Annotated in this window: 15 protein-coding genes; 8 read left to right on the top strand and 7 right to left on the bottom strand. The window is 36.3% G+C overall.

Translation table 11 applies throughout. The features are described 5' to 3' along the window. Window positions 1–58: 58 nt before the first annotated feature. The 6 genes from C0430_RS02175 to C0430_RS02150 form a co-directional block, all read right to left on the bottom strand. Window positions 59–1,906 carry a CocE/NonD family hydrolase gene (locus tag C0430_RS02175; protein WP_290865014.1) on the bottom strand — a complete coding sequence of 616 codons (1,848 nt, stop codon included), beginning with the start codon at window positions 1,904–1,906 and terminating at the stop codon, window positions 59–61. Between the two features lie 65 nt (window positions 1,907–1,971). After that, complete coding sequence (locus C0430_RS02170; protein WP_290865011.1) at window positions 1,972–3,978, bottom strand: thioredoxin family protein; 2,007 nt, start codon at window positions 3,976–3,978, stop codon at window positions 1,972–1,974. Then, window positions 3,978–5,288, bottom strand: coding sequence for a tRNA lysidine(34) synthetase TilS (gene tilS / locus C0430_RS02165; RefSeq protein ID WP_290865009.1), 1,311 nt, complete (start codon window positions 5,286–5,288; stop codon window positions 3,978–3,980). The genes C0430_RS02170 and tilS overlap by 1 nt, the downstream gene beginning before the upstream one ends. Window positions 5,289–5,396: 108 nt before the next feature. Beyond that, a complete protein-coding gene (locus tag C0430_RS02160) occupies window positions 5,397–6,683 on the bottom strand; it encodes an anthranilate synthase component I family protein (protein ID WP_290865007.1) in 1,287 nt (428 codons plus the stop codon). Window positions 6,684–7,004: 321 nt separating this feature from the next. Beyond that, complete coding sequence (lpdA, locus tag C0430_RS02155; protein ID WP_290865005.1) at window positions 7,005–8,408, bottom strand: dihydrolipoyl dehydrogenase; 1,404 nt, start codon at window positions 8,406–8,408, stop codon at window positions 7,005–7,007. Window positions 8,409–8,518: 110 nt separating this feature from the next. Continuing rightward, window positions 8,519–8,977: an Lrp/AsnC family transcriptional regulator gene (locus tag C0430_RS02150; RefSeq protein WP_290865003.1), complete on the bottom strand. Its 459-nt coding sequence runs from the start codon at window positions 8,975–8,977 to the stop codon at window positions 8,519–8,521. Window positions 8,978–9,155: 178 nt separating this feature from the next. Here C0430_RS02150 and C0430_RS02145 point away from each other — a divergent pair, with 178 nt between their 5' ends. Then, window positions 9,156–10,373, top strand: coding sequence for an aminotransferase class I/II-fold pyridoxal phosphate-dependent enzyme (locus tag C0430_RS02145; protein ID WP_290865001.1), 1,218 nt, complete (start codon window positions 9,156–9,158; stop codon window positions 10,371–10,373). A gap of 129 nt (window positions 10,374–10,502) precedes the next feature. After that, window positions 10,503–12,122 carry an amidase gene (locus C0430_RS02140; protein ID WP_290864999.1) on the top strand — a complete coding sequence of 540 codons (1,620 nt, stop codon included), beginning with the start codon at window positions 10,503–10,505 and terminating at the stop codon, window positions 12,120–12,122. Between the two features lie 4 nt (window positions 12,123–12,126). On the opposite strand, the gene C0430_RS02135 is transcribed toward C0430_RS02140, so the two are convergent. Further along, a complete protein-coding gene (locus tag C0430_RS02135; protein ID WP_290864998.1) occupies window positions 12,127–12,990 on the bottom strand; it encodes an alpha/beta hydrolase in 864 nt (287 codons plus the stop codon). Between the two features lie 183 nt (window positions 12,991–13,173). On the opposite strand from C0430_RS02135, the gene C0430_RS02130 reads away from it, so the two are divergent. The 6 genes from C0430_RS02130 (at window position 13,174) to C0430_RS02105 (ending at window position 24,308) form a co-directional block, all read left to right on the top strand. Then, window positions 13,174–14,601, top strand: coding sequence for a glycogen synthase (locus tag C0430_RS02130; RefSeq protein WP_290864996.1), 1,428 nt, complete (start codon window positions 13,174–13,176; stop codon window positions 14,599–14,601). Next, window positions 14,591–15,871, top strand: coding sequence for a glucose-1-phosphate adenylyltransferase (locus C0430_RS02125; RefSeq protein ID WP_290864993.1), 1,281 nt, complete (start codon window positions 14,591–14,593; stop codon window positions 15,869–15,871). The genes C0430_RS02130 and C0430_RS02125 overlap by 11 nt, the downstream gene beginning before the upstream one ends. 289 nt (window positions 15,872–16,160) lie before the next feature. Further along, window positions 16,161–18,095 carry an alpha-1,4-glucan--maltose-1-phosphate maltosyltransferase gene (locus C0430_RS02120; protein ID WP_290864992.1) on the top strand — a complete coding sequence of 645 codons (1,935 nt, stop codon included), beginning with the start codon at window positions 16,161–16,163 and terminating at the stop codon, window positions 18,093–18,095. Continuing rightward, window positions 18,095–19,735, top strand: a complete 1,641-nt coding sequence (locus tag C0430_RS02115) for a trehalose synthase (RefSeq protein ID WP_290864990.1) — start codon at window positions 18,095–18,097, stop codon at window positions 19,733–19,735. Before C0430_RS02120 ends, C0430_RS02115 begins: the two co-directional genes overlap by 1 nt. Before the next feature lie 62 nt (window positions 19,736–19,797). Next, window positions 19,798–21,702, top strand: a complete 1,905-nt coding sequence (gene glgB / locus C0430_RS02110) for a 1,4-alpha-glucan branching protein GlgB (RefSeq protein ID WP_290864988.1) — start codon at window positions 19,798–19,800, stop codon at window positions 21,700–21,702. Between the two features lie 206 nt (window positions 21,703–21,908). Beyond that, window positions 21,909–24,308: a glycoside hydrolase family 31 protein gene (locus C0430_RS02105; protein ID WP_290864986.1), complete on the top strand. Its 2,400-nt coding sequence runs from the start codon at window positions 21,909–21,911 to the stop codon at window positions 24,306–24,308. The last annotated feature ends 301 nt before the right edge of the window (window positions 24,309–24,609 follow it).

Raw genomic sequence — 24,609 nt, 5'->3', positions numbered from 1 at the left:
TTAAAAACAAACACTACCTAAATTAAATATTTCCCAACACCCTATTTTGTGTTTTGAATTATTTTAAAACTTTAAATTCAATTTCCGAATCATTGTAAACACGGTGCGTTTGTTTTTTGAAATCATCGGGTTTCGCATAAAAAATATTCTCTACAAAGGTCTGCGGGTTCAAATCGATCAGAGGAAACCAAGTGCTTTGAACTTGAATCTGGATTTTGTGTCCTTTTTTAAACGTATGAAAAACGTCTTGCAACTTGATGTTTACAGCTGTTTTTTGATTTGGAACAAATGGTTCCGGTTGCGAAAAACTGTTGCGAAAACGTCCTCGCATCACTTCACTCCTTACCATCATGTGGTAATTGCTCATTTTTAAATAAGGTTGAATTTCTTTGGTTTCAGGTTCATCGTTAGGAAAAACATCTACCACTTTTACAATCCAATCCGCATCGGTTCCCGTTGTTGACACTTTTAATTTTGCCAAAATATCTCCAGCCAATGTAACATTGTCATTCAATATTTCTGTTTCAAAAACCAATACATCGGGACGTCTGGCTGCAAAACGTTGGTCGTCTGTCATGTATTTTCTTGGCGTAAGCCCTCGTTGTTGTATGTCCTCGGAATGGGGAACTGGTTTTTTAGGATCGCTTATAAACTCTTCGAAGGCAACATCAAGATTGTTTATTGACAATTTTTCGTTTCCTTGCAGATAAAAAACTTGCGTTTCAGTATTTTTTGGAGGCCAAGAATCAAAGGTTTTCCAATCTTTCTTTCCGGTATCAAAAACATAAGCTTCTGGAAGTTTATTCACGCCTTTCCCATTTTCTTTCAAGAAATGTCTAAAAAAATTAGCCTCGATATTTTTTTGGTAAAAGCCGGAAATACTGTCCCCAAAATTAATATTTCCTATCACTTGGTTGGCAGAATTTCTTGCCCAATCTCCATGACTCCATGGCCCCATAACGATGGTGTTATAGTTTTTGCTGCTTTTTTCGATGGTGGAATAGGTATTCAAAGGGCCGTATAAATCTTCGGCATCGAACCATCCACCCACAAACATCACTGCCGGTTTTATGTTTTTCATGTGTTGCAGAATCCCGCGTTTTTGCCAAAATTCATCATAACTGGAATGGTCTTTTAGCTGTTGCCAAAATTCGTTGCTCTTGTCGTAATATTTATCCAAGTTCACCAATGGCCCTGCATCTAAAAAAAATTGGTAATCATCATTAGTTCCAATATTGGGAAATTGAAACCAATCTTCGGTTGTCAACTTGTTTTTTTGAGGCCCAAATAAAGGAGTCACTTTCCAATAACTCAACAAATAAGCACCATTGTGATGAAAATCATCAAAAAAGAAATCACTGATAGCAGCTTGTGGCGAAACCGCTTTCAAGGCTGGATGATTGCTCAACAAAGAATACGATGCATAAAATCCGGGATACGAAATACCCCAAATCCCCACATTTCCGTTGTTGTTTGCCACATTTTTTATCAACCAATCGATGGTGTCATAGGTATCTGAAGCCTCATCGACCTCCTTTTTACTTTTCTTATTTGGAATAAAAGCACGCATATTATCATACAAACCATCACTCATGTACCTGCCACGAACATCCTGATACACCACGATATAACCTTCTTTCATCATGGTTTCACTAGGGCCTATGCTTCTTTTAAATTTATCTTCGCCATAAGGAGCACAATCATATGGCGTTCTCTGCATTATTATGGGATACTTCTTTGAGGTGTCTTTAGGAGAATAAATCGAGGTAAACAAGCTTGCTCCATCACGCATTTTTATGCGAACTTCTTTTTTGGTGTAATGTTCAGCGACATAACTTGCTTGCTTTTCTTGTGCAAATAAAAAAGTGCCGAAAAATATAAAAACTAATAAACATGATTTTTTCATAAATAACTGGGTTGGAATTATTTTGTAAATTTTAAAAATTACTAATGCTAGAAGAGTTCTTCGTTTTATTTTTGGAATGCAGAAATTCCTGATTTCAGCCAACTTTCATATTCGTCAACCCCAACATAACTTATTGTTGGCGTGGTTTCGTTCAGACTATTTCCTTCTAAATCGGTCAAAACATATAAAGGTTGCGTATTGGTTTTATATTTCGAAATCATAAAATCTGCCCACTTATCGCCTACTGTTTCAATTTCTGAACCCGTAGTTTTTGAAATATGCTGTTCCCCTTTTGGCAATTCACGTTTGTCGTCCACATAAAGCGAAATCAAAACAACATCATTTTTTAGGATAGATAAAATACGAGAATCAGACCAAACGTTGTTTTCCATTTTTCTACAATTCACGCAAGCAAATCCCGTAAAATCAAGCATTATAGGTTTGTTTACCATTTTGGCATAAGCCAATCCCTTTTCATAATCATCAAAAACCACTATTTGGTGAGGGCCAAGTTTAGCACCATCCGGCAAAACTGTCGCGGAACTATTTCCTGCTGAACCGCCTACTCCAAAAGGACTTTCACTGTATTCCATTGGTGGTGGAAAAGCATTGATTAATTTTAATGGCGCTCCCCAAAGTCCCGGAATCATATAAATCGTAAAGGTTAAAGTCAGCAATCCCAACAACAATTTTCCCACCGAAATATGCGTCATCGGACTGTCGTGTGGCATCGTAATTTTTCCAAATAAATAGAGTGACAAAGTTCCAAAAATAGCAATCCAAATGGCCAAGAATACTTCTCTTTCCAATAAATGCAATTGTAAAACCAAATCAGCATTGGACAAAAATTTGAATGCCAAAGCCAATTCCATAAAACCTAAAATAACTTTTACAGTATTGAGCCATCCACCTGATTTTGGCAAAGAATTCAACCAACCCGGAAACATCGCAAAAAGCATAAAAGGCAAGGCTAATGCCAATGAAAAGCCAAACATTCCCACGATTGGGGCAATACCACCTTTGGAAGCGGCTTCGACCAAAAGCGTTCCAACAATTGGGCCCGTACAAGAAAATGAAACTATTGCCAAGGCCAAGGCCATAAACAAAATACCTACAATTCCACCTCTATCGGCTTGTCTGTCTACTTTAGTTGCCCAAGAATTAGGCAACATAATTTCGAAAGCTCCCAAAAATGAGGTGGCAAAAACTACTAATAAAATAAAGAATATAATATTAAACCACACATTGGTTGACAAAGCATTCAATGCATCGGCACCAAAAATCCAAGTCACCAACAATCCCAATATCACATAAATTAATATGATGGAAATGGCATAAATGATGGCGTTTCGAATTCCAGCCGCCCTGTTTCTACTTTGCTTGGTAAAAAAACTAACCGTCATTGGAATCATCGGGAACACGCAAGGTGTCAACAAAGCCGCGAATCCAGATAAAAAGGCAATAAAAAATATAGACCAAAGACCTTTTTGTTTTTCAGGCTTGGTGGGAGTTTCTTTAGCATTTGAAATGGGCTCAACATCCGCTGTGTTCATTTCAGGTTTTGAAGTTGCTACAACATTTTTTGTCGTGTCAATTACCATAGGTTCCGCATCAACCTTTGCTGCAGCCGGAAGTGTAAAACTGAATTTTTTTTCTAAATTAATACAAGACTCTTTGCAGACTTGGTAATTTAAATCTACTTCTATTTTTGAAATTTTCGGATTCAGTATTGAAATTTCTTGCTGAATTTGGGCATTCTTCACGAAAAAAGTTTCGTTCACCTCAAAAATATCATTGTATGCGGTTGTGGTTTTTCCTTCTTTGGCTTTGCCAACCAAGTTGAAATTCCCTTTTTGGTTTTTGAAAATAACTTCCAGTGGCAATGGCCCACCTTCGGGAGTAAACTGGGAATACATGTGCCAATTATCCTCAATTATTCCATTAAAAGTTAGTATATAGTTTGTGGCTGATTTTTTTTCGATTTTAGTGGTCCATTTAACGGGATCCAAAATTTGTGCATTTCCTTTGGCGAAAGCCAGTAAAATTAAGAGGGAGAAAATTATTTTCTTCATTATTCCAATTGTATTTTTAGTATTTTTTTTGTTCTATTTCCAATTTTAAAACGCTCGTCTTGACGAAAACCCACAATCCAGACGATTTGATTGTCTGAGCATAAAATCCAGGAATTCTCTTTTTCTATCAATGACAACTTATTGTCTTTAAAAAACTTGCTGACTTTTTTTGATTTTCCATCCATTCCTGTGGGCTGGAATTTATCTCCATGTTTCCATCGCCTTAAAACTAAAGGAAACCACAACTTGTCTTCATCCACAAATATAGTAGTATTCGAAACAATGCTTGTATCAGTTACTTTCAAAAACGAAAGATTTAAAGGAATACTAATTTCCTTTTGGTCTTTAAAAATATAATATTCTTCGATTTCATCATCATTATTTATGGGACACAAAATTAGAGAATCCCTGTCCTTCAGCAATCGATATCCTTCTGAAAAAACTTGTTTGCCGGATTGTCCATCAACCAAATCATAAATATCTTCCCACGCCGAAAACTTAAATTCATTAAGCCACTGGTACAAATAAGATTTGTAATTGGGCAATTTTTTCAATTTATTCAAATCAAAATGAATTTCTTCGCCTTGTTGAATGGCTACTTGCTGGTAAACCAAAATTGATGCATCTTCAGCCATCATTTTGGATTCTTGCAAATACGTTTGTGTTTTAAGAAACGAAGAAAGAAAATCAGGATTTAATTCCTTCAAAACGGGAACTAAATTATGCCTTATTTTATTTCGCAAGTATTTTTCCGAAGTATTGCTGCTGTCTTCTCGCCATTCCAAATTGTTTTCATTGGCATATTGTTCGATTTCTTGCCTTGAAAAAATCAAAAATGGCCGAATTATATTTCCATTTTGTGCAGGAATTCCCGTCAAACCTTCCAAGCCAGTTCCTCGAATGAGATTGATGGCAAAGGTTTCCAAATTATCATCGGCATGATGTGCGGTAAGAATATAATCGTATTTCTTGGTTTCCAATAGTTCGTAAAACCAGCTGTATCGCAATTCTCGAGCGGCAACCTGTATGGAAAGTTTAAAATCCTTGGCGAAAGTCGTAGTGTCAAATTGGGTTATAAAGACGTCAATTTCATTGGCATCGGCATAATTCTGGACAAACTTTTGGTCCTCAAAACTTTCAATGCCCCGAAGTTGAAAATTGCAATGGGCAATTGCCATGTCGAAAGATAATTTATGAAACAAATCAACCATTATCATACTATCGAGTCCGCCGCTGGTGGCCAAAAGGAGTCTTTTTCCAATTAAAAAATCAAAGTTTTGGATAATATGGTTTTGGAATTTTTCTAGCATCTTCAAATTTAGTAAATTCTTACGAAAAAAACATTTAAATTTTGGTCGTAAAGAACCCATTTTTTCATTTTATTGACATTTTTTTTCTTGTAATGGGTTTTACAGGATTCAACCCAAAACTTCTCGCATTGCTTTTGCTTTCAATAGACATTCTTCATATTCATTTTCAGGAATAGATTGTGAAGTGATGGCACTTCCCACAGAAAACGAAACATAATTCTTTTCCTGGTTGTACAAAATACTTCGGATGACAACATTAAAATCAAAATCGCCATTTGGCGTAAAATAACCAACGGCTCCACTGTACAAACCTCTTTTTGTTTCTTCCAATTCTTCGATGATTTTCAACACGGAAACCTTGGGCGTTCCCGTCATGCTTCCCATTGGAAAAGTAGTTTTAATCACATCAACCACAGTATGTTTACTATCTAATTTTGAAGTGATGGTAGAAATCATTTGATGTACTTGTTCAAAAGAATAAATGCCGCATAATTCTTCTACTTTTACGGAACCTTTTTGCGCAGTTCGAGACAAATCATTTCGAACCAAGTCAGAAACCATAATGTTTTCGGCTCTTTCTTTGGGATCAGATGCTAATTCTTTTTTTGACCTTTCGTCTTCGATTGGATCTAGAAATCTTTTGGCTGTTCCCTTGATAGGTTGCGAAATAATCAATTCTTCTTCCTTTTTCAAATAACGCTCCGGCGAAGCAGAAAGCAGGAATTGTTTGTTGTTCTTGAAATAAACAGCAAGTGGAGATTTTGAAATTTTATTAAGTTTTAAAAACTTTTCCAATGGATTGACTATGGCATTTTCGGCAAAAAACTCCATACAAAAATTAGCTTCATAAATATCACCACGGTGAATATGCTCTAGAATTTTTGTTGCTTTTTTGAGATAATTTTCTTTTGAAATTCGTTGTTTTATCTCAATTTCTGAAGACTGAACACTGAAGACTGAACACTGAACGCCTATTTCCTCAAAATCCGCCTCAACTTCATCGTCACACATATTGAGGTATTGAATTTCGAGTTGGTTCCCTTTTAACAGAAATATTTTTTTGGGTTGAAAGAAAAATAAATCCGGAAAATCCAATCCGTCAAAATTATTGGATTGCAAGACTTCAACATCATTTTTTAAGTCATAGGATAAATAACCAAAAAGCCAGTCTTTGCTAGCTTGTTGATACTGTTTCAAATCTTCAAAAGCATTCTGATGATCTGTTTTTATTGATGTAAATGCATCCACGGCGAGAATGCAATCATAAGTGGAATATTCTTGTGGATAATCGTTGCTATCCAAAAAAATGACTTCCCGAAATTGCTGTGCCCAAGTCAATGCAAGTTGCTTGAATTGGCTTGGATTCTCGATAGGCTTTGTAATTGATGTTCTCAAAGAATTGAAAAGTTTTAAAAATTCAAAATTACGACAAATTTATTTTAATTTTTTTGTTAAATTAATAGTCACAGGTCCTTATGTAACCTTTGCCAATCTCTTGATTCTACTGGCCACGATAAACATTTTATTCATCAATTCCTTTCTGGCTCCTTAAGAAATTCCAATCGAACTATTTATGTCTTTCGGGAATTTGTTCCTGATTTTCAGTCATTAGAAAAATTACAAAGGACTTTTTGTTACAAAATAAATTGAACTAATTAAAAGAAACCCGACAGGTTTTTGAAACTTGTCGGGTTGTAATTTGAATTATTTTTTTAATTATACGTGCAACGCTCTATTGTCAGTTGCCGCCAATGCCGCTTCTTTTATTGCTTCCGCAAATGTTGGATGTGCGTGACTCATTCTTGAAATATCTTCGGCCGATGCTTTGAATTCCATTGCTGTTACTGCTTCTGCAATTAAATCAGCGCAACGAGCACCAATCATGTGAACACCTAGAACTTCATCCGTTTTGGCATCGGCATGGATTTTTACGAATCCGTCTAAATCTCCACCGGCTCTTGCTCTTCCCAATGCTTTGAAAGGAAAACTTCCTGATTTGAAATCCACTCCAGACGCTTTTAATTGCTCTTCGGTTTGTCCAACAGCAGCTACTTCTGGCCAAGTGTAAACTACTCCCGGAATTAAGTTGTAGTTGATGTGTGGTTTTTGTCCCGCCAAGATTTCGGCAACCATTGCTCCTTCTTCTTCGGCTTTGTGTGCCAACATTGCGCCACGAACTACGTCGCCAATAGCGTAAATATTGGGAACATTGGTTTGTAAATGATCGTTTACCTCCACTTGTCCTCTATCCGTAATTTTAACGCCTGCTTTATCTGCATTCAAACCATCAGTATAAGGACGACGACCAACGGAAACCAATGAATAATCACCTTCCAAAGTGATGATTTCACCTTTTGCATTTTCAGCTTGAACTGTTACATTGTCGCCTTTTCTTTCCACAGATTTCACTTTGTGGGAAACGTAGAATTTCATTCCTTGTTTTTTCAAGACTTTGGTCAATTCTTTGGACAAGGAAGCATCCATTCCTGGAATAATTCTGTCCATAAATTCCACTACGGAAACTTGTGCTCCTAATCGCAAATAAACTTGACCTAATTCGATTCCGATAACGCCACCACCAATAATTACAAGATGTTTGGGAACTTCTTTCAATTTCAATGCTTCGGTTGAAGTGATGATTCTTTCTTTATCGATTTTTATAAATGGCAACGAAGATGGTTTAGAACCTGTTGCAATAATAATATTTTTGGCTTCAATAGTTTCCGAAGTTCCATCGGCTTTGGCAACAGCCACGTGGGTAGCGTCTACAAATGAACCCGTGCCTTCAAGAACCGTGATTTTATTTTTGTCCATCAAGAATTTCACGCCACCAGAAGTTTGGTCCACAACGGCTTGCTTACGGGCAATCATTTTTTCCAAATTCACTTTTACTTCGCCAGAAACCTCGATTCCGTGATCAGCAAAATGTTTAATTTCACTGAAATGATGTGAAGATGCCAACAATGCTTTTGACGGAATACAGCCTACATTGAGACATGTGCCTCCAAGAGTGGAATATTTTTCTATAATGGCAGTTTTGAAACCTAGTTGCGCACATCGAATTGCCGAAACATATCCTCCTGGGCCAGAACCTATAATGACTACGTCAAATGAACTCATAGTTTGTGTTTTTTATTTTTAGTTGTGCAAAATTAAGTCTTTTTTATCTGAAGTTAAAGTTAAAATTTTAAAGATTTCGTAACGAACTATTTCTTTTTAGTTATCAAATTCTATATTTCAATTACCGTTGTGTTTTTTACTTCGCTAATCATAAAAGTACTGTGTGTGCTTCCAATATGCTCCAAAGTAGTGAGTTTTGTGACCAAAAATTCTCGATAGGCTTCCATATCTTTAACCAAAATTTTCAGGATATAATCGTAATCGCCACTCACGTGATGACATTCCAGTACTTCTTTGAGTTTGACAACTTCGTTTTCAAACTTGGTCAAAAATTCTTTCGTGTGCTGAATGAGTTTGATATGACAAAAAACCACGAATCCTTTTTCGACTTTCGAACGATTTACCAAGACAACGTATTTATCAATAATACCCTCCCTTTCGAGTTTCTTGATGCGTTCATACACTGCCGTTACCGAAAGATCCAGTTTTAACGATAACTCTTTGGTTGTTTTTTTACAATCGTTTTGTAACAGAAAAAGCAGTTTTTTGTCAATGGCATCCAAAGTCATTTGTTCGAGGTTTAAGGTTTGTGATAAAAACTAAAGTTATATAATAAGACGAGCTAAATTAGAAAATAAATTTAATAAAATAAACTATTTTAGATTTTAAATCTAAATAAACACACAAGCATTGATTTTGATTCTAAATGTTCAGAACTTTGAAATACAAACGCTAAAACTAACCGCAATGAAATTTAATCCCGCAGACAACATTCAAGATTTACAATATTTTGGAGAATTTGGAGGCGTAAATCCTTCCATTTCAGACAGTTCTACTTACACCTTTCTTTCTGCAAAAACAATGTTCGATACTTTTGAAGGCAATGCCGATGGTTGTTATTTGTATTCGCGACATTCCTCACCCAGTAATTTGTATTTGGGCCAAGCATTGGCCGCAATGGAAGGCACCGAAGCCGCCAATGTTGCCGCTTCAGGAATGGGAGCGATAACGCCTACCCTTTTGCAACTATGCGGTTCTGGAGATCATATTGTTTCCAGCCGAACAATTTATGGTGGAACCTATGCTTTTTTGAAGAATTTCAGTCCAAGGTTAGGCATCAAAACTACCTTTGTCGACATCACAAAAATGGACAAAGTGGAAGCGGCTATCACAGCAAATACCAAGGTTTTGTACTGCGAAACCGTGAGCAATCCTTTGCTCGAAATAGCTGATATTGCGAGCTTGGCAAAAATTGCAAAAAGACACCATATCAAATTGGTTGTCGACAATACTTTTTCACCTTTATCGGTTTCACCAGCAAAATTGGGTGCGGATATTGTCATTCACAGTTTGACAAAATACATTAACGGAAGCAGCGATACGCTGGGTGGCGTGACTTGTGCATCACGGGAATTTATCGATAGTTTGAAGAATGTAAACAATGGAGCCAGTATGCTTCTTGGCCCAACAATGGATAGTTTGCGTTCAGCTAGCGTGATGAAAAATTTGAGAACTTTACACATCCGAATGAAACAACACAGCCATAATGCGATGTATCTGGCTGAACGTTTTGAAAAAGACGGATTAAAAGTGGTTTATCCCGGTTTGAAAAGTCATTCCGGCCATAAATTGTATGCCTCGATGATTAATCCTGAATATGGTTTTGGCGGAATGATGACATTGGATGTTGGTACATTGGACAAAGCCAATGCAGTAATGGAATTGATGCAAAGTCGAAAATTGGGTTATTTGGCCGTAAGTTTAGGATTCTACAAAACCTTGTTCAGTGCTCCGGGAACTTCCACTTCTAGTGAAATCCCTATTGAAGAACAGGCTACAATGGGCTTGACAGATGGATTGATTCGGTTTTCGATTGGGCTGGACAACAATATTGAACGTACTTATCAAATGATGAAGGAATGTATGGTTGAGTTGGAAGTTTTGAAGCAATATCAGGCACGTTAAAAAACAATAATCTTTAGAATTAATTGAAATAAAGACAAACATAGAATCAATTCCATTCATAATTTAAAAAAAATTATATATTTATAAAAAAATAAATATCAGTTTTAAACTTTAGATAAAAATACAGTTATGAAAAGAAGGGATTTTTTAACCGGTACAACTTTAGCAACAGTGGGTTTGACCACTCTTTTTATTGAAGGTTGCAACAATAGCCAAAAAAATATTGAAGAAGAAACTTTAGATTCTGATGCAACATTAGCATTTGAACTTGATGAAGAAACAATCAGTAGTTTACAAGAAAAGTTGGCTTCCGGGAAATATTCTTCCCAACAATTAGTAGAGCTATATTTAAAACGAATTAATGATATTGATAAAAACAGTTTTAAATTAAATGCAATTATTGAAACAAATCCTGATGCTCTTGATATTGCAAAAGAAATGGACATAGAGAGAAGCCAAGGAAAAACAAGAGGTGCATTACATGGAATCCCTGTTGTAATAAAAGACAACATTGATACGGCCGATAAAATGCAAACTACTGCCGGCTCATTGGCAATGGTTGGAAATATAGCTTCCACAGATGCTTTTGTTGTCAAAAAATTACGTGAAGCAGGAGCAATAATTATTGGAAAAACTAATTTAAGTGAATGGGCCAATTTTCGTTCCACGCAATCATCTTCCGGCTGGAGCAGTCGTGGTGGGCAAACCAAAAATCCTTACTTTTTAGATCATAACCCTTGTGGTTCCAGTGCTGGGTCTGGTGTTGCCGTTTCGGCCAATCTTTGTGTGATTGCTGTTGGAACAGAAACAGATGGTTCAATAGTATGTCCGGCTTCGGTAAATGGTGCAGTTGGAATTAAACCAACTGTCGGCTTGATAAGTCGTTCAGGCATTATTCCCATTTCAAAAACTCAAGACACTGCTGGCCCGATGACAAGAACCGTTGAAGATGCAGCAATTTTGTTGGGTATTCTTTCCGGAATAGACGATAAAGATTGGATTACAAATGAAAGTAAGGGAAAAAGCTTTCATAATTACACCCAATTTTTAGATTTGAATGCTTTAAAAGGGAAACGCATTGGAATAGAAAAAAAACCGCAAGGAACGAATCAATTCCTAAATGCTCTTTTAAAAAATGCGGTTAATCTTCTCAAACAAAAAGGAGCCACGATTATTGAAATTGACTATATGGATCAAATAAATGCATTAGGTGATGCTGAATATGAAGTTTTGCAATACGAATTTAAAGATGGATTAAATCATTATTTGTCTACTGCCAATGCCAAAGTCAAATCTTTAAAAGAAGTGATTGATTTTAATTTGGCCAATGAAGACAAAGCCATGCCATTTTTTAAGCAGGAAATATTGGAAACTTCGAACTTAAAATCGGGATTGAATGATAAAAAATACACTGAAGCATTAATCAAGAGTCATACCGGCAGTAAAAAAATTTTAGATGCTGTTTTTCTTGAAAATAAACTTGACGCAATTTGTGGGATTACAATGGGACCAGCATGTAGTATTGACATGATTTATGGGGATCGTTGGGGTTATTCCTTGACGATGCCAGCAGCAGCTAGTGGATATCCTCACATCACGGTTCCAGGCGGAAAAGTGTACGATTTACCTGTTGGCTTATCCTTTTTTGGAACATCTTACAGCGAGCCTAAACTGATAGGAATTGCATATGCATATGAACAAGCTTCTAAAAATAGGGTTAAACCAGAATTTAAAAAATCATTTTTGTAATTCCTTACTTTTTTACAAACTGAACTACTTTATCAATCACTACAGGATCACCAAGGATTTTACGATGTCCAAGACCTTCTGTTAAATATAAAGTACCGTTTTTAAGGTGATTGTAAATGTTGATTCCCGCAGTCACGGCAACTTCGGGATCATTTTTGTCGTGTATTACCAAAACCGGAATGTCAATTTCCATAGCTGATTTGTAACCAGAATAACTATCCATTTCCTGTCCATATTTTTTTTCAAAATGTTCCCGTAACTTAGAACTTATATTTGGCTTTAATTCTAATTTTGCCACAAAATCATCTAAAATATCTTGAACAATATCACCACTACCAATAATGGCAAGATGATTTATTTTAAATCCTTTTTTAACGGCATTCAACAATGACATTCCTCCCAAAGAATGGCCAACAGCGGCATCAAAAGACCCAAACTGCTTCTCAATTTCTAAAATTGTTGCAACAAATTCAGACATAATCGTTGTCCTTCCGGGTGATTTTCCATGTGCTGGTGCATCAAAACTGATCGTGGAATATCCCGCTTTTACTAATTCATCGGCAATTTTAAATAGTTGTGTTCCTCGTCCTGACCATCCGTGTACCAATAAAATTTTCTTGCTGCTTTTTCCATATTGGTACAAAACCACTTTTTTGTTTATGGAAGGAATTTCTATTCGCTTTTGAATGCTTTTACAATCCATTTCCAATTCTCTTTTTGGAATTTTATGTTTTAGTGGAGAAGTAAACAACTTTGCTGCAAATAGCGTTACTAGTTTTGACGAAAAATAAGCGATAAATTTACTAGTTTGTAAGATTAGTTCAGGAATTTTCAATGATTCTGTATGTTTGGAAGTTTTTTTTGTCATTTCAATAAATTTTCAATCATGCTGTTATTTTGTCTTTTTTTTACTAAATTTAGAAAAAGATAAATGTAGTATAATTTATAAAGTATTAATTAGGATTTACACGTAATCTTGTATTCATTGCTACCAAATCTATAACGATCAATGGTATTTTTTAAAAAGAATTGAAAACACAGAATTTCTCAGATGGAAATATTTCATATAGGCGCAGAGTGCTATCCAGTAGCAAAAGTAGGCGGATTGGCCGATGTCGTGGGAGCTCTTCCAAAGTATCAAAATAAAGCGAATCACCTTGTGCGTGTTGTCCTTCCTCATTATGAAACCAAGTTTGTAAAAGAAAATGAATTCAATTGTGTTCATTCGGGTTTTGCAAAATTGGGGAATTTTAATTTCCCTTTCAACGTTCTAAAGGAAAAAGAAGACCAGCTGGGATATGAATTATATTTGGTACAAATTCCAGATCTTTTCGATAGAGAAGAAATTTACGGTTACGAAGATGACGTTGAACGATTTTTGTCTTTCCAGATCGCCACATTAGATTGGTTAATGACCAGAAACAATGTTCCAGACGTCATCAATTGCCACGATCATCATACAGGATTGATTCCGTTTATGATGTTTTATTGCTACAAGTATTTGAAGTTGCATGACGTGCCAACGGTGATTACCATCCACAACTCCATTTATCAAGGGCAATTTGGATTTGATAAATTGTTCTATTTGCCAGAATTTGATTTATCGAAAGCAACCTACTTAGAATGGGGCAACAGGATTAATTCCTTGGCAACAGCCATAAAATGCGCATCGGCAGTGACTACGGTTTCTCCAAATTATTTGAATGAAATAAATTATTCGGCTTATGGATTGGAACCGCTGTTCAATCTTGTCAGATACAAGTCCAAAGGAATTTTGAACGGCATAGACATGGAAGTTTGGAATCCAGAGACGGACATAATGTTGGCCAAGAATTATTCCATCAAAAATTTCAAAAAAGGAAAACAGGATAATAAAGAAAAATTGTGCCGCCAATTTGATTTAGATCCAACGAAACCACTTTTTAGTTTCATAGGAAGATTATTGGAAGAAAAAGGCGCCAATTTGATGCCTCATGCAGCTGCACTGGCTTTATCCGAAAATTTCAAGGAAATTAATATTCTAGTTTTAGGTTCTGGAAACACGGAAATAGAAAACCAATTGAAACATTTATTGACGAGTTTCAATGGCAATTACAACGTTTTTATTGGCTACAGCGAAGAGTTGGCCCATCAAATTTATGCAGGTTCCGATTTTTTGTTAATGCCTTCAAGAGTGGAACCTTGTGGTTTGAACCAAATGTATGCTTTGCGTTACGGAACCATTCCCATTGTGCGAAGAACTGGAGGTTTAAAAGACACGGTAATCGATTTTGGTGACAACGGGAACGGAATATGTCACGATCAAGCCACAGTGGTTGATGTATGTTATTCGATTCAAAGGGCAGTAAATTTATATAAAGACAAGAAAAAAATAAACGATATACAAAAATCAGGAATGAGTATTGACCATTCCTGGGAAAGTGTTTGTCAAGAATATATTGAAACGTACAATCTAATAATTAATCAAAATGAAACCTAAAAAGAAAAATGTAATCGCTATTATTCTCGGAGGAGGCCAAGGCTCCCGATTATATCCATTGACAGAGTCACGTTCAAAACCTGCAGTTCCCATTGGAGGAAAATATAGATTGGTTGATATTCCAATTTCAAACTGCATGAATTCGGATATTTATAGAATATTTGTATTAACACAATTCAATTCGGCTTCTTTGAATGCCCACATCAAGAATACGTACCATTTCAGTATTTTTAGTCATGCTTTTGTAGATATATTGGCTGCCGAACAAACCCCCGACAACACAAGATGGTTTCAAGGAACAGCTGATGCGGTGAGACAATGCATGCCTCATTTTTTAAATCATGATTTTGATTATGCCATGATTCTTTCGGGTGACCAATTGTATCAAATGGATTTGAACGAAATGATTGAAGAACATATAAAAAACGAAGCCGATATCTCTATCGCAACATTGCCCGTAAATGCAAAAGACGCACCTGAATTTGGAATTTTAAAAACGAATTCCGAAAATTTTATCGAAGCTTTCATCGAAAAACCGGCTAAAGAACTATTGCCGGACTGGACATCTGATGTTAGCGATCAAATGAAAAGTGAAGGCAAACACTATTTGGCATCAATGGGAATTTATGTCTTCAATAGAAAATTCTTGTTAGATGTTATGGCAGAATCTAGCACGCAAGATTTTGGAAAAGAAATAATCCCGCAAGCCGTTGGAAACAAAAAAATATTTAGCTTCCAATACGAAGGTTATTGGACAGATATTGGTAATATCGATTCCTTTTTTGAAGCTAATATTGGCTTGACAGATGACGTGCCTAAATTTAATTTATTTGACGATGACAATAAAATAGTGACTCGTCCGCGTTTGTTGCCTCCTACAAAGTTCAAAAAAACACATATTGATAAATCATTGATTTCCGAAGGATGTATCATCAATGCCAAGGAAATTATGCGTTCCGTAATTGGGATTCGTGCCAGAATTGGCGAGGATACAACTATCCAAAATACTTATGTTATGGGTAATGATTTCTACCAAAGCATTGACGAAATGAACGAAGACATCAAAAACAATAAAAAACTGGTAGGAATTGGCGAAAGGTGCTTTATAAACAATGCCATTATTGATAAAAATTCCCGCATCGGAAACGATGTTTACATCAATGGCGGCAAACATTTGGAAAATCGTACAAATGAATTGTACACCATCAAAGAAGGAATCGTCGTTGTCAAAAAAGGAGCCGTTATACCTGATAATTACGTAATCAAGTAATTGCATTTTGATTGAGGGATGACCCTCCGTAAAAACTACGGGTCGGGCTTTACGTTCCCGCTTTTTTATATTTGGCGAAAAAATCGCCAAATATAAAAAGAGCTCCACTGCAAACGAAGTTCACTGAACTCCTATGGAAACAATTGCAACGTGAAGTAATCCCTCACGCAGAGCAACTGCCAGAGAACAAGATTGCCGTAACCCAAATGCAGTTAATCTTTGACAAAGATTTCAAAATTAGACACGAAACCTATTTTCATTAAATTTAGTTGACTTTTAAAAATACAAAATGCAGAATCAAACCCGAATAGTAATAGAAAACCTTTCGCCACAAATTGATTGTGGATCATATTTCATAAAAAGAATTGTTGGACAAACCGTAAACGTAGCGGCAGATGTTTTTTCCGATGGACATGACATCATCGAATGTTGCGTAAAATTCAAACACGAATCCGATAAAAATTGGCAAGAAGCAAGGATGGTTCCTCAAGACAACGAACAATGGACAGCAACCTTCAAAGTCGAAAAACAAGGATTTTATTCCTATTTTGTAGAAGGTTGGGTTGATTATGCCCTGAACTGGCAACACGGAACCGAACGCAAAATTCAAGACAACCAATACGTAAAATCAGAACTTCTGGAAGGTGCAGAATACGTGAATTCGATCATGAATCTAGCCAATGATTCCGAGAAAGAATACCTTTCAAAACTGGCGGCTTATTTCACGAATGAATCTGAATACGATACGGCAATCCTGGAAGCAATGTCCCCTGAATTACACCAAATATTCAAAAAATATCCAATTCGTTTCATCGAAAACAAATCCAAGGAATTACAAGTTTACGTTGACAGGAAAAAAGCTTTATTCAGCACTTGGTACGAGTTTTTCCCTCGTTCCGCTTCCGCTGAAGAAGGGAAACACGGAACTTTCAAAGATTGCGAAAGATTGTTGCCAAGAGTCGCTGCAATGGGATTTGATACCTTGTATTTTCCGCCAATTCACCCCATTGGAGAAGTAAATCGCAAAGGAAAAAATAACGCTACCAATGCGCAACCTGGCGATGTGGGTTCACCTTGGGGAATAGGCTCGCAATATGGAGGTCACAAATCCACGCATCCCGAACTGGGAAGTATTGATGATTTCAAATCATTGGTCAAAAAAGCAAAAGAATTGGGAATTGAAGTCGCTATGGATTATGCTTTGCAAGCCGCACCAGACCATCCTTACGTGAAAGATTTTCCACAATGGTTCAAGTGGAGACCGGACGGAACGGTACAATATGCCGAAAATCCACCCAAAAAATACCAAGACATACAACCCATTTATTTTGAAAGTGGCGACTGGAAAAATCTTTGGAAAGAATTGTTGGACGTGGCACTGTTTTGGATTGAAGAGTGTGACATCAAGATTTACAGAGTCGATAATCCACATACAAAACCGTTCTTTTTCTGGGGTTGGTTGATTGGCGAAATCAAGAAAAAACATCCCGATGTTTTGTTTTTGGCGGAAGCTTTCACGCGTCCAAAAATTATGAACGAATTGGCTAAACAAGGATTTACACAGTCTTACACGTATTTTACTTGGAGAAATTCCAAAAAAGAATTGACGGAATATGTGGAAGAATTGACACGTTCTGATCAAAAAGAGTTTTACCGTCCTAATTTTTGGCCTAACACGCCGGACATCAACCCTTTTCCTCTGCAAAACGGCAATGAATCCATTCATCTCCAAAAATATTTCTTGGCGGCAACTTTGAGTTCCAGCGTCGGGATTTACGGCCCAGTTTTCGAGTATCGAATTTCGACTCCAATGGCTCCGGGCAAAGAAGAATATTTGGATTCCGAAAAATATGAATATTTCAGGTGGGATTGGGAAAAACAGAACAAAATCACAACGCTAATCACTAGAATTAACACGATTAGAAAGGAACAAGCTTCGTTGCAACAAACCAATAATATCGAGTTTTGCGACACGAGTAACGACCAGATTTTGGCCTATTACAAGTTTGACGACGACAAACAGGATGAAACCTTGATGGTGGCCAGTCTCGACGCTCACAACACGCAACAAGCGATGGTCCGACTTCCTGATGCATTACTAAGAAACGTGCCAATCGAGATTACCGATTTAATTACAGGAAATAGTTATATTTGGGATAAAGAATGGAATTTTGTGGAGCTTTCTCCAGAATTGCCTTTTCATTTATTTAAAATTAGAAAATAGTGAAAGAAAACAAGATGAACGACGATCAATTTCAAAATCCGTTTGTTTTTAAAACAAACTGGGAAAATGCTTTTGAAGAAAAGGAATTCCTAAAAGTTTTTTCTTCTGACATTCTTGAAAACTACATTATCAACAAGCGTTGGTATGGCGGAAAAGCAAGTACTTTAAAATATATTGAAGTCGTCGATTCGTTTAAAATTGCTTCAAAGGACAACATTTATTATGGTGTTTTGCTCGAAGTTAATTTCAAGGAAGCTTTTTACCAACACTATTTTATGCCACTTGCTTTCATGTCGGAAGACAAGTTGGATACGAACACCATAATTGCTCCGGTAAAAATGGGCGGGCAATCAGGATTTCTTGTCGATGCATTGCATCAAGAGGATTTTAAAAGATTGTTGTTTGAAAAAATTGTCAACTCGAGAGAAAAATCCGATTCAAAAGTAAAGTTTCACAAAGGAGAAAAACTGGAAGAAACTGAATATAAAACGTCCAAATTTATGGGTGTGGAACAAAGCAACACTTCCATAATTTACAACAATACCTTGGTGCTGAAGATTTTCAGGAGAATTTACATCAGCACGAATCCCGATTATGAAATCAGTCGTTTTCTTACCGAAAGAATGGATTTCAAAAATTCGCCAGCTTACATGGGAAGCATCAGCGTTGCATTGTCCGAAGGAAGCATTACGCTTGGATTAATGCAAGAATTAGTTCCAAATCAAGGCGATGCTTGGCAATTCATGATTGGAGAAGTGGACAAAATTTTCGATAATTTGAAACAAAAAAAGATCAATATCGCTAAATTACCCGATATTGAATTGTTCAAAAGATTGAAAATCAACGAGGTTCCACACGAAATCATCGATTGGGCTGGATTGAGCATATTTATTCGCATTCAAACTTTGTCCACACGAACAGCCGAAATGCATATTGCGTTGGGAAGCGACATTCATGAAACGGCATTTACGCCAACAACTTATAATGGAGATTATACCGTTTGGCTCAAAAATAGATTGACTTACCAGTTTCAAAATCGATTGAATATTCTAGAAAACAACCTTCATAAACTGGATGGTTTGGCTTTAGAATTGGCCAACCAGTTTTTAGATCATAAAAAGGAAATTCGAAAATTATTTCTAGATTTCGATTGGACAAAAATGAAATCCGAAAGAATCAGGATTCACGGCGATTATCATTTGGGTCAAGTTTTGGTCAATGGAGACGATTTTTATATTTTGGATTTCGAAGGAGAACCCGAAAGCACGATTCGAGATCGAAAAGTAAAACAACCGCCATTGAAGGATGTTGCAGGAATGTTTCGCTCATTTCATTATGCGATTTATGCCACGATTTTCAACAATGGTGACAAATATCCTTTCGAACAGGAAGAACTTTTTAAAGCTGGAGAAATATTGTTCAAATATTTTGTGGGTGTTTTTATCCAAACGTATACCGATGTTGCCCAAGGCGGAAATTTAAATATTGGTTATCGAAAAGAAATCGATTTCCTGCTCAAATATTGCCTGCTCGAAAAAGCAGTTTACGAACTGGGATATGAATTGAATTCTCGTCCACGCTGGGCCGTGATTCCTTTGACTGGAATTGCCAGCATTATGGAATTTAAAAAAAATAGTTAAACCAAGCCCGGGTTGAATAACTAGAGGTGGCATAAAATAAAAAAATATAATTACTAATTAAAATGAACAAAGTACAACCTTATTCCCTTTTTACCGATTTTGATATAGATTTATTCAAAGCGGGAAAACATTTCAGATTATACGAAAAGCTAGGCGCACATCTCATAGAAGTCGACGGCGTTAAAGGCGTTTATTTTGCCGTTTGGGCACCATCGGCGCGTTCCGTTTCCGTGGTTGGGGATTTCAATTATTGGATTCAAGGAGAACACCAGTTGCAAGTGCGTTGGGATTCTTCCGGAATTTGGGAAGGATTTATTCCCGGTATTGAAAAAGGGAGTACATACAAATATAAAATACAATCCCATAACGGTGGAATAATCACAGAAAAAGCAGATCCATTTGCCTTGTATTGTGAGCATCCACCGCATACAGCATCTGTAATTTGGGATTTAAATTACCAATGGAAGGACAAAAAATGGATGGAAACGCGTAAAGACCATAACGGTTTGGACAAGCCTTATTCCGTTTATGAAGTACATTTGGGTTCATGGAAGCGCAATGCCAATGGCAAATTCTTGACTTATTTAGAATTAGCCGAAGATTTGGTAAATTATGTCAAAGAAACTGGTTTTACCCACGTGGAATTTATGCCGATAATGGAATATCCCTATGATCCTTCTTGGGGTTATCAATTGGTAGGTTACTTTGCCCCCACTTCCCGTTTCGGAAAACCGCAGGATTTTATGGTTTTGGTAGACAAATTGCACCAAGCCGGAATTGGAGTTATTTTAGATTGGGTTCCTTCTCATTTTCCTGATGATGCGCATGGTTTGGGATTTTTTGACGGTTCCAATCTTTTCGAACATCCTGATCGCAGAAAAGGCTATCATCCCGATTGGAAAAGTTTGGTTTTTAATTACGGACGAAATGAAGTGCGTTCTTTCTTGATAAGCAATGCGATTTTCTGGTTGCAACATTATCACGCCGATGGACTTCGTGTGGATGCCGTTGCATCAATGTTGTATTTGGATTATTCCAGAAAAGAAGGCGAATGGGAACCTAATATTTATGGCGGAAGAGAAAATCTGGATACCATAAGTTTCCTAAAAGAATTCAACGAAGCAGTGTATTCCAATTTTGAAGGCGTACAAACTATTGCCGAAGAAAGTACCTCTTTCTCGATGGTTTCCAGACCCACATCAATGGGAGGATTAGGTTTCGGGATGAAATGGATGATGGGATGGATGCACGATACCTTGGAATATTTCCAAAAAGAAACAGTATACAGAAAATACCATCAAAATGACTTGACTTTTTCGATGACGTATGCTTTTTCCGAAAACTTTATGTTGCCGCTTTCCCATGATGAAGTAGTGTATGGTAAAAAATCCATTGCAGGAAGAATGCCGGGCGACGAATGGCAGAAATTTGCCAATTTACGATTGCTTTACGGTTATATGTTTACGCATCCAGGTTCCAAATTATTGTTCATGGGAAGTGAATTTGGACAAAGTGCCGAATGGAATTTTGAAGGAAGCCTGGATTGGCATTTATTGCAATTTGGTTTTCACGAAGGCATCAAAAAAACAATAACCGACTTGAATGATTTGTATAAATCGTATCCAGCATTACACGAAAAACAATTTAGCCCTGAAGGTTTCGAATGGATTAATTATTCAGACCATCAAAATGCCGTTATGTCTTATATTCGAAAAGGAAACAATCCAAAAGAAGATGTAGTCGTGGTTTGCAATTTTACTCAAGTCGTTCGCCCTAATTACCGTATTGGTTTACCAAAAAAAGGAAAACTGGTAGAGGTTTTTAACAGTGATGCAACTATTTATGGAGGCAGTGGAGTTTCAAATCCTAACAAATTGACAATCGAAGCTTCGCCTTATGACGGCAGGGAATATTCGATAGAATTACTATTACCTCCTTTGAGCGTGACCGTTTTTAAATTTGCATAAAAATACTTTACTCCTAAAACCCAATTACAACTTTTAGTTTTTGCCTAGATTGTGAAAATTAAAATGTAATTGGGTTTTTTATTTGTCTTCATGTAGTGAAATCCATTACAACGTTTTCGTTAATAATAAAAAAGATTAAAGAAACCATAGAAAGTATTTTTGTATTTTTGAAAACCAAAAAAAACGATTAAAACAAGCACAATAAGATGATTACAAACACAGAATTAGAATTTAAGGGAAATCAATATCCCGCAAAAATAGTTTCAGTCGAGAAAGAAGTTGATTCTGTTTATTTTCATAGTGAGAATAATGTAGTCTTAAAATTGACGGTATTAAGAGATAGCTTGATACGTTTTAGATACACCACAAAAGGATATTTTAGCAACGACTTTTCATATGCCATTGACAGATATCATTCGCATGGATATAATTTTCTTGAACTTACGGAAGAAGAGGATTATTATCAAGTACAAACAAGTAAAGTTAAGTGTAGAATTCAAAAAACAGATTTAAGAATATCTATTTTTGATTTGAAAGATGATGTTATTCTTGAAGACGAATTGGGTTTTCACTGGGAAGAAAGCTATGAATATGGCGGGAATATTGTCAAAATGAGCAAGACATCAAAAGATGGAGAATGCTTTTACGGACTTGGAGACAAAGCAACCCAATTGAATTTAAAAGGAAAAAGACTGGAGAATTTTGCAACAGACCAGTATGCTTTTAGCAAAGATCAAGAACCTTTATACAAAGTAGTTCCCTTTTATGTTGGATTGCAAAACAAGCATTCATACGGTATTTTTTTCGATAATACTTTTAGAACTTATTTTGATTTTTGTCACGAAAGAAGAAACATTACCAGTTTTTGGGCAGAAGGCGGAGAGATGAATTATTATTTCATTTACGGTCCAAAAATGCAGGATGTAGTCTCTACTTATACTGATTTGACCGGGAAACCGGAATTACCACCACTTTGGGCGTTGGGATACCATCAATGCAAATGGAGTTATTTTCCAGAAAGTAACGTAAAAGAAATTACTTCAAAATTCAGGGAATTACAAATTCCTTGTGATGCCATTTACTTGGATATTGATTATATGGAAGGGTTTCGTTGTTTTACATGGAACAAAGAGTATTTTCCAGACCCAAAAAGAATGGTTACTGAATTAGCCCAAGACGGATTTAAAACCATTGTTATCATTGATCCGGGAATTAAAATAGACAAAGAATATTCAGTATATAAAGAAGCATTGGAGAAAGATTATTTCTGCAAAAGAGCTGATGGTCCTTATATGAAAGGGAAAGTTTGGCCAGGAGAATGCAATTTTCCCGATTATACAAATCCCGAAGTTAGAGAATGGTGGGCAGGATTATTCAAGGAATTAATTTCGGATATTGGTGTAAAAGGCGTGTGGAATGACATGAACGAACCCGCGGTAATGGAAGTTCCCAATAAAACATTTCCAATGGATGTGCGTCATAATTATGACGGAAATCCTTGCAGTCATAGAAAAGCACACAATATTTATGGAATGCAAATGGCTAGGGCAACCTATCATGGAGTAAAAAGGTTTTCTTATCCAAAAAGACCTTTCGTGATTACGAGATCGGCTTATTCAGGAACACAGCGTTATACTTCCTCTTGGACAGGAGATAACGTGGCTACTTGGGAACATTTATGGATAGCCAACATTCAAGTACAAAGAATGTGCCTGTCAGGAATGGGCTTTACCGGTTCAGATATTGGAGGATTTGCCGAGCAACCATCGGGTGAGTTATATGCACGTTGGATTCAATTGGGTGTTTTTCATCCATTTTGCAGAACACATTCATCTGGCGATCATGGCAGTCAAGAACCTTGGTCATTTGACGAGGAAGTTATCGATATTACTCGAAAGTTTGTCAATCTACGCTATCAACTATTGCCATATTTGTACACGATGTTTTGGCAATATATCGAAGAAGGAATCCCAATGTTGAAACCTTTGGTATATTACGACCAAGAAGATATTCAAACGCATTATCGAAATGACGAGTTTATTTTTGGTAATCAAATATTAGTTTGTCCCATCCTAGAACCTAATGCTTTAGGAAGAAGAATGTATATTCCTCGTGGCCAATGGTATAATTATTGGACCCACGAATTGATTTCTGGAGGCAAAGAAATTTGGGTTGATACCAAATTTGACCAAATTCCGATTTTTGTAAAAGCTGGAGCCGTAATCCCCAAATACCCTGTGCAACAATACGTTGGCGAAATAGAATTTGACGAATTGATTTTAGATTTATATTACAAAGAAGGAAAAGAAAAATCAGGAGTTTACGAAGATGCACAAGATGGGTACGATTACAAAAAAGGAAGATTTAGCTTCTTGTCTTTCCAAACCATAGGCAAACCAAATGAGCTAATCGTTCAATTACACAAAGAAGGGAAATACAATACAAATTATTCAAAATATAAAATTAATCTTTTTGGATTACCCTTTAAAGTAAAAGAAATAGAAATAGACAACGAGAAAATTTCGTTTGATTTCAATACTTTTGAAAAAGAAAATTATTTGATTGTTGATAAAGAGTTTTCCGAATTGCATATTATCGGTGCATAATTATCTATACTATTTGATGCTTTTGAATTTATTTGATAAATTAAAATTTGATAATAGTAGTATATTATAAATATTTAAACCTAACCACTCTGCACTTTCAGTGCAGAGGTTTGGTTTAAAAGGAACGGTAAGTTTTCTAATTTCTTTCATTCGACACTGAAATTATATTACCATCATTCACACTGTTTTAGATGTGATTTTTAAATTAATATCATTTTTTCTGTTCTATTTCCAGTACCCAAAACCCACCAATTAACAGCAGTTCATCTGCACAGGCAAGGTTAACTACTCTGTTCTGGCT

The organism is Flavobacterium sp. (assembly GCF_013823965.1).
Lineage (GTDB): Bacteria > Bacteroidota > Bacteroidia > Flavobacteriales > Flavobacteriaceae > Flavobacterium.
The sequence above is the reverse complement of the archived record's forward strand: the minus strand, read 5'-3'. Positions and strand labels throughout refer to the sequence as shown.

Bases quoted from the DNA above. Each gene is read 5' to 3' on its own strand.
- C0430_RS02175 (WP_290865014.1), bottom strand. From the start codon at position 1,906: ATGAAAAAATCATGTTTATTAGTTTTTATATTTTTCGGCACTTTTTTA.
- C0430_RS02170 (WP_290865011.1), bottom strand. From the start codon at position 3,978: ATGAAGAAAATAATTTTCTCCCTCTTAATTTTACTGGCTTTCGCCAAA.
- tilS (WP_290865009.1), bottom strand. From the start codon at position 5,288: ATGCTAGAAAAATTCCAAAACCATATTATCCAAAACTTTGATTTTTTA.
- lpdA (WP_290865005.1), bottom strand. From the start codon at position 8,408: ATGAGTTCATTTGACGTAGTCATTATAGGTTCTGGCCCAGGAGGATAT.
- C0430_RS02150 (WP_290865003.1), bottom strand. From the start codon at position 8,977: ATGACTTTGGATGCCATTGACAAAAAACTGCTTTTTCTGTTACAAAAC.
- C0430_RS02145 (WP_290865001.1), top strand. From the start codon at position 9,156: ATGAAATTTAATCCCGCAGACAACATTCAAGATTTACAATATTTTGGA.
- C0430_RS02140 (WP_290864999.1), top strand. From the start codon at position 10,503: ATGAAAAGAAGGGATTTTTTAACCGGTACAACTTTAGCAACAGTGGGT.
- C0430_RS02135 (WP_290864998.1), bottom strand. From the start codon at position 12,990: ATGACAAAAAAAACTTCCAAACATACAGAATCATTGAAAATTCCTGAA.
- C0430_RS02130 (WP_290864996.1), top strand. From the start codon at position 13,174: ATGGAAATATTTCATATAGGCGCAGAGTGCTATCCAGTAGCAAAAGTA.
- C0430_RS02125 (WP_290864993.1), top strand. From the start codon at position 14,591: ATGAAACCTAAAAAGAAAAATGTAATCGCTATTATTCTCGGAGGAGGC.
- C0430_RS02120 (WP_290864992.1), top strand. From the start codon at position 16,161: ATGCAGAATCAAACCCGAATAGTAATAGAAAACCTTTCGCCACAAATT.
- glgB (WP_290864988.1), top strand. From the start codon at position 19,798: ATGAACAAAGTACAACCTTATTCCCTTTTTACCGATTTTGATATAGAT.
- C0430_RS02105 (WP_290864986.1), top strand. From the start codon at position 21,909: ATGATTACAAACACAGAATTAGAATTTAAGGGAAATCAATATCCCGCA.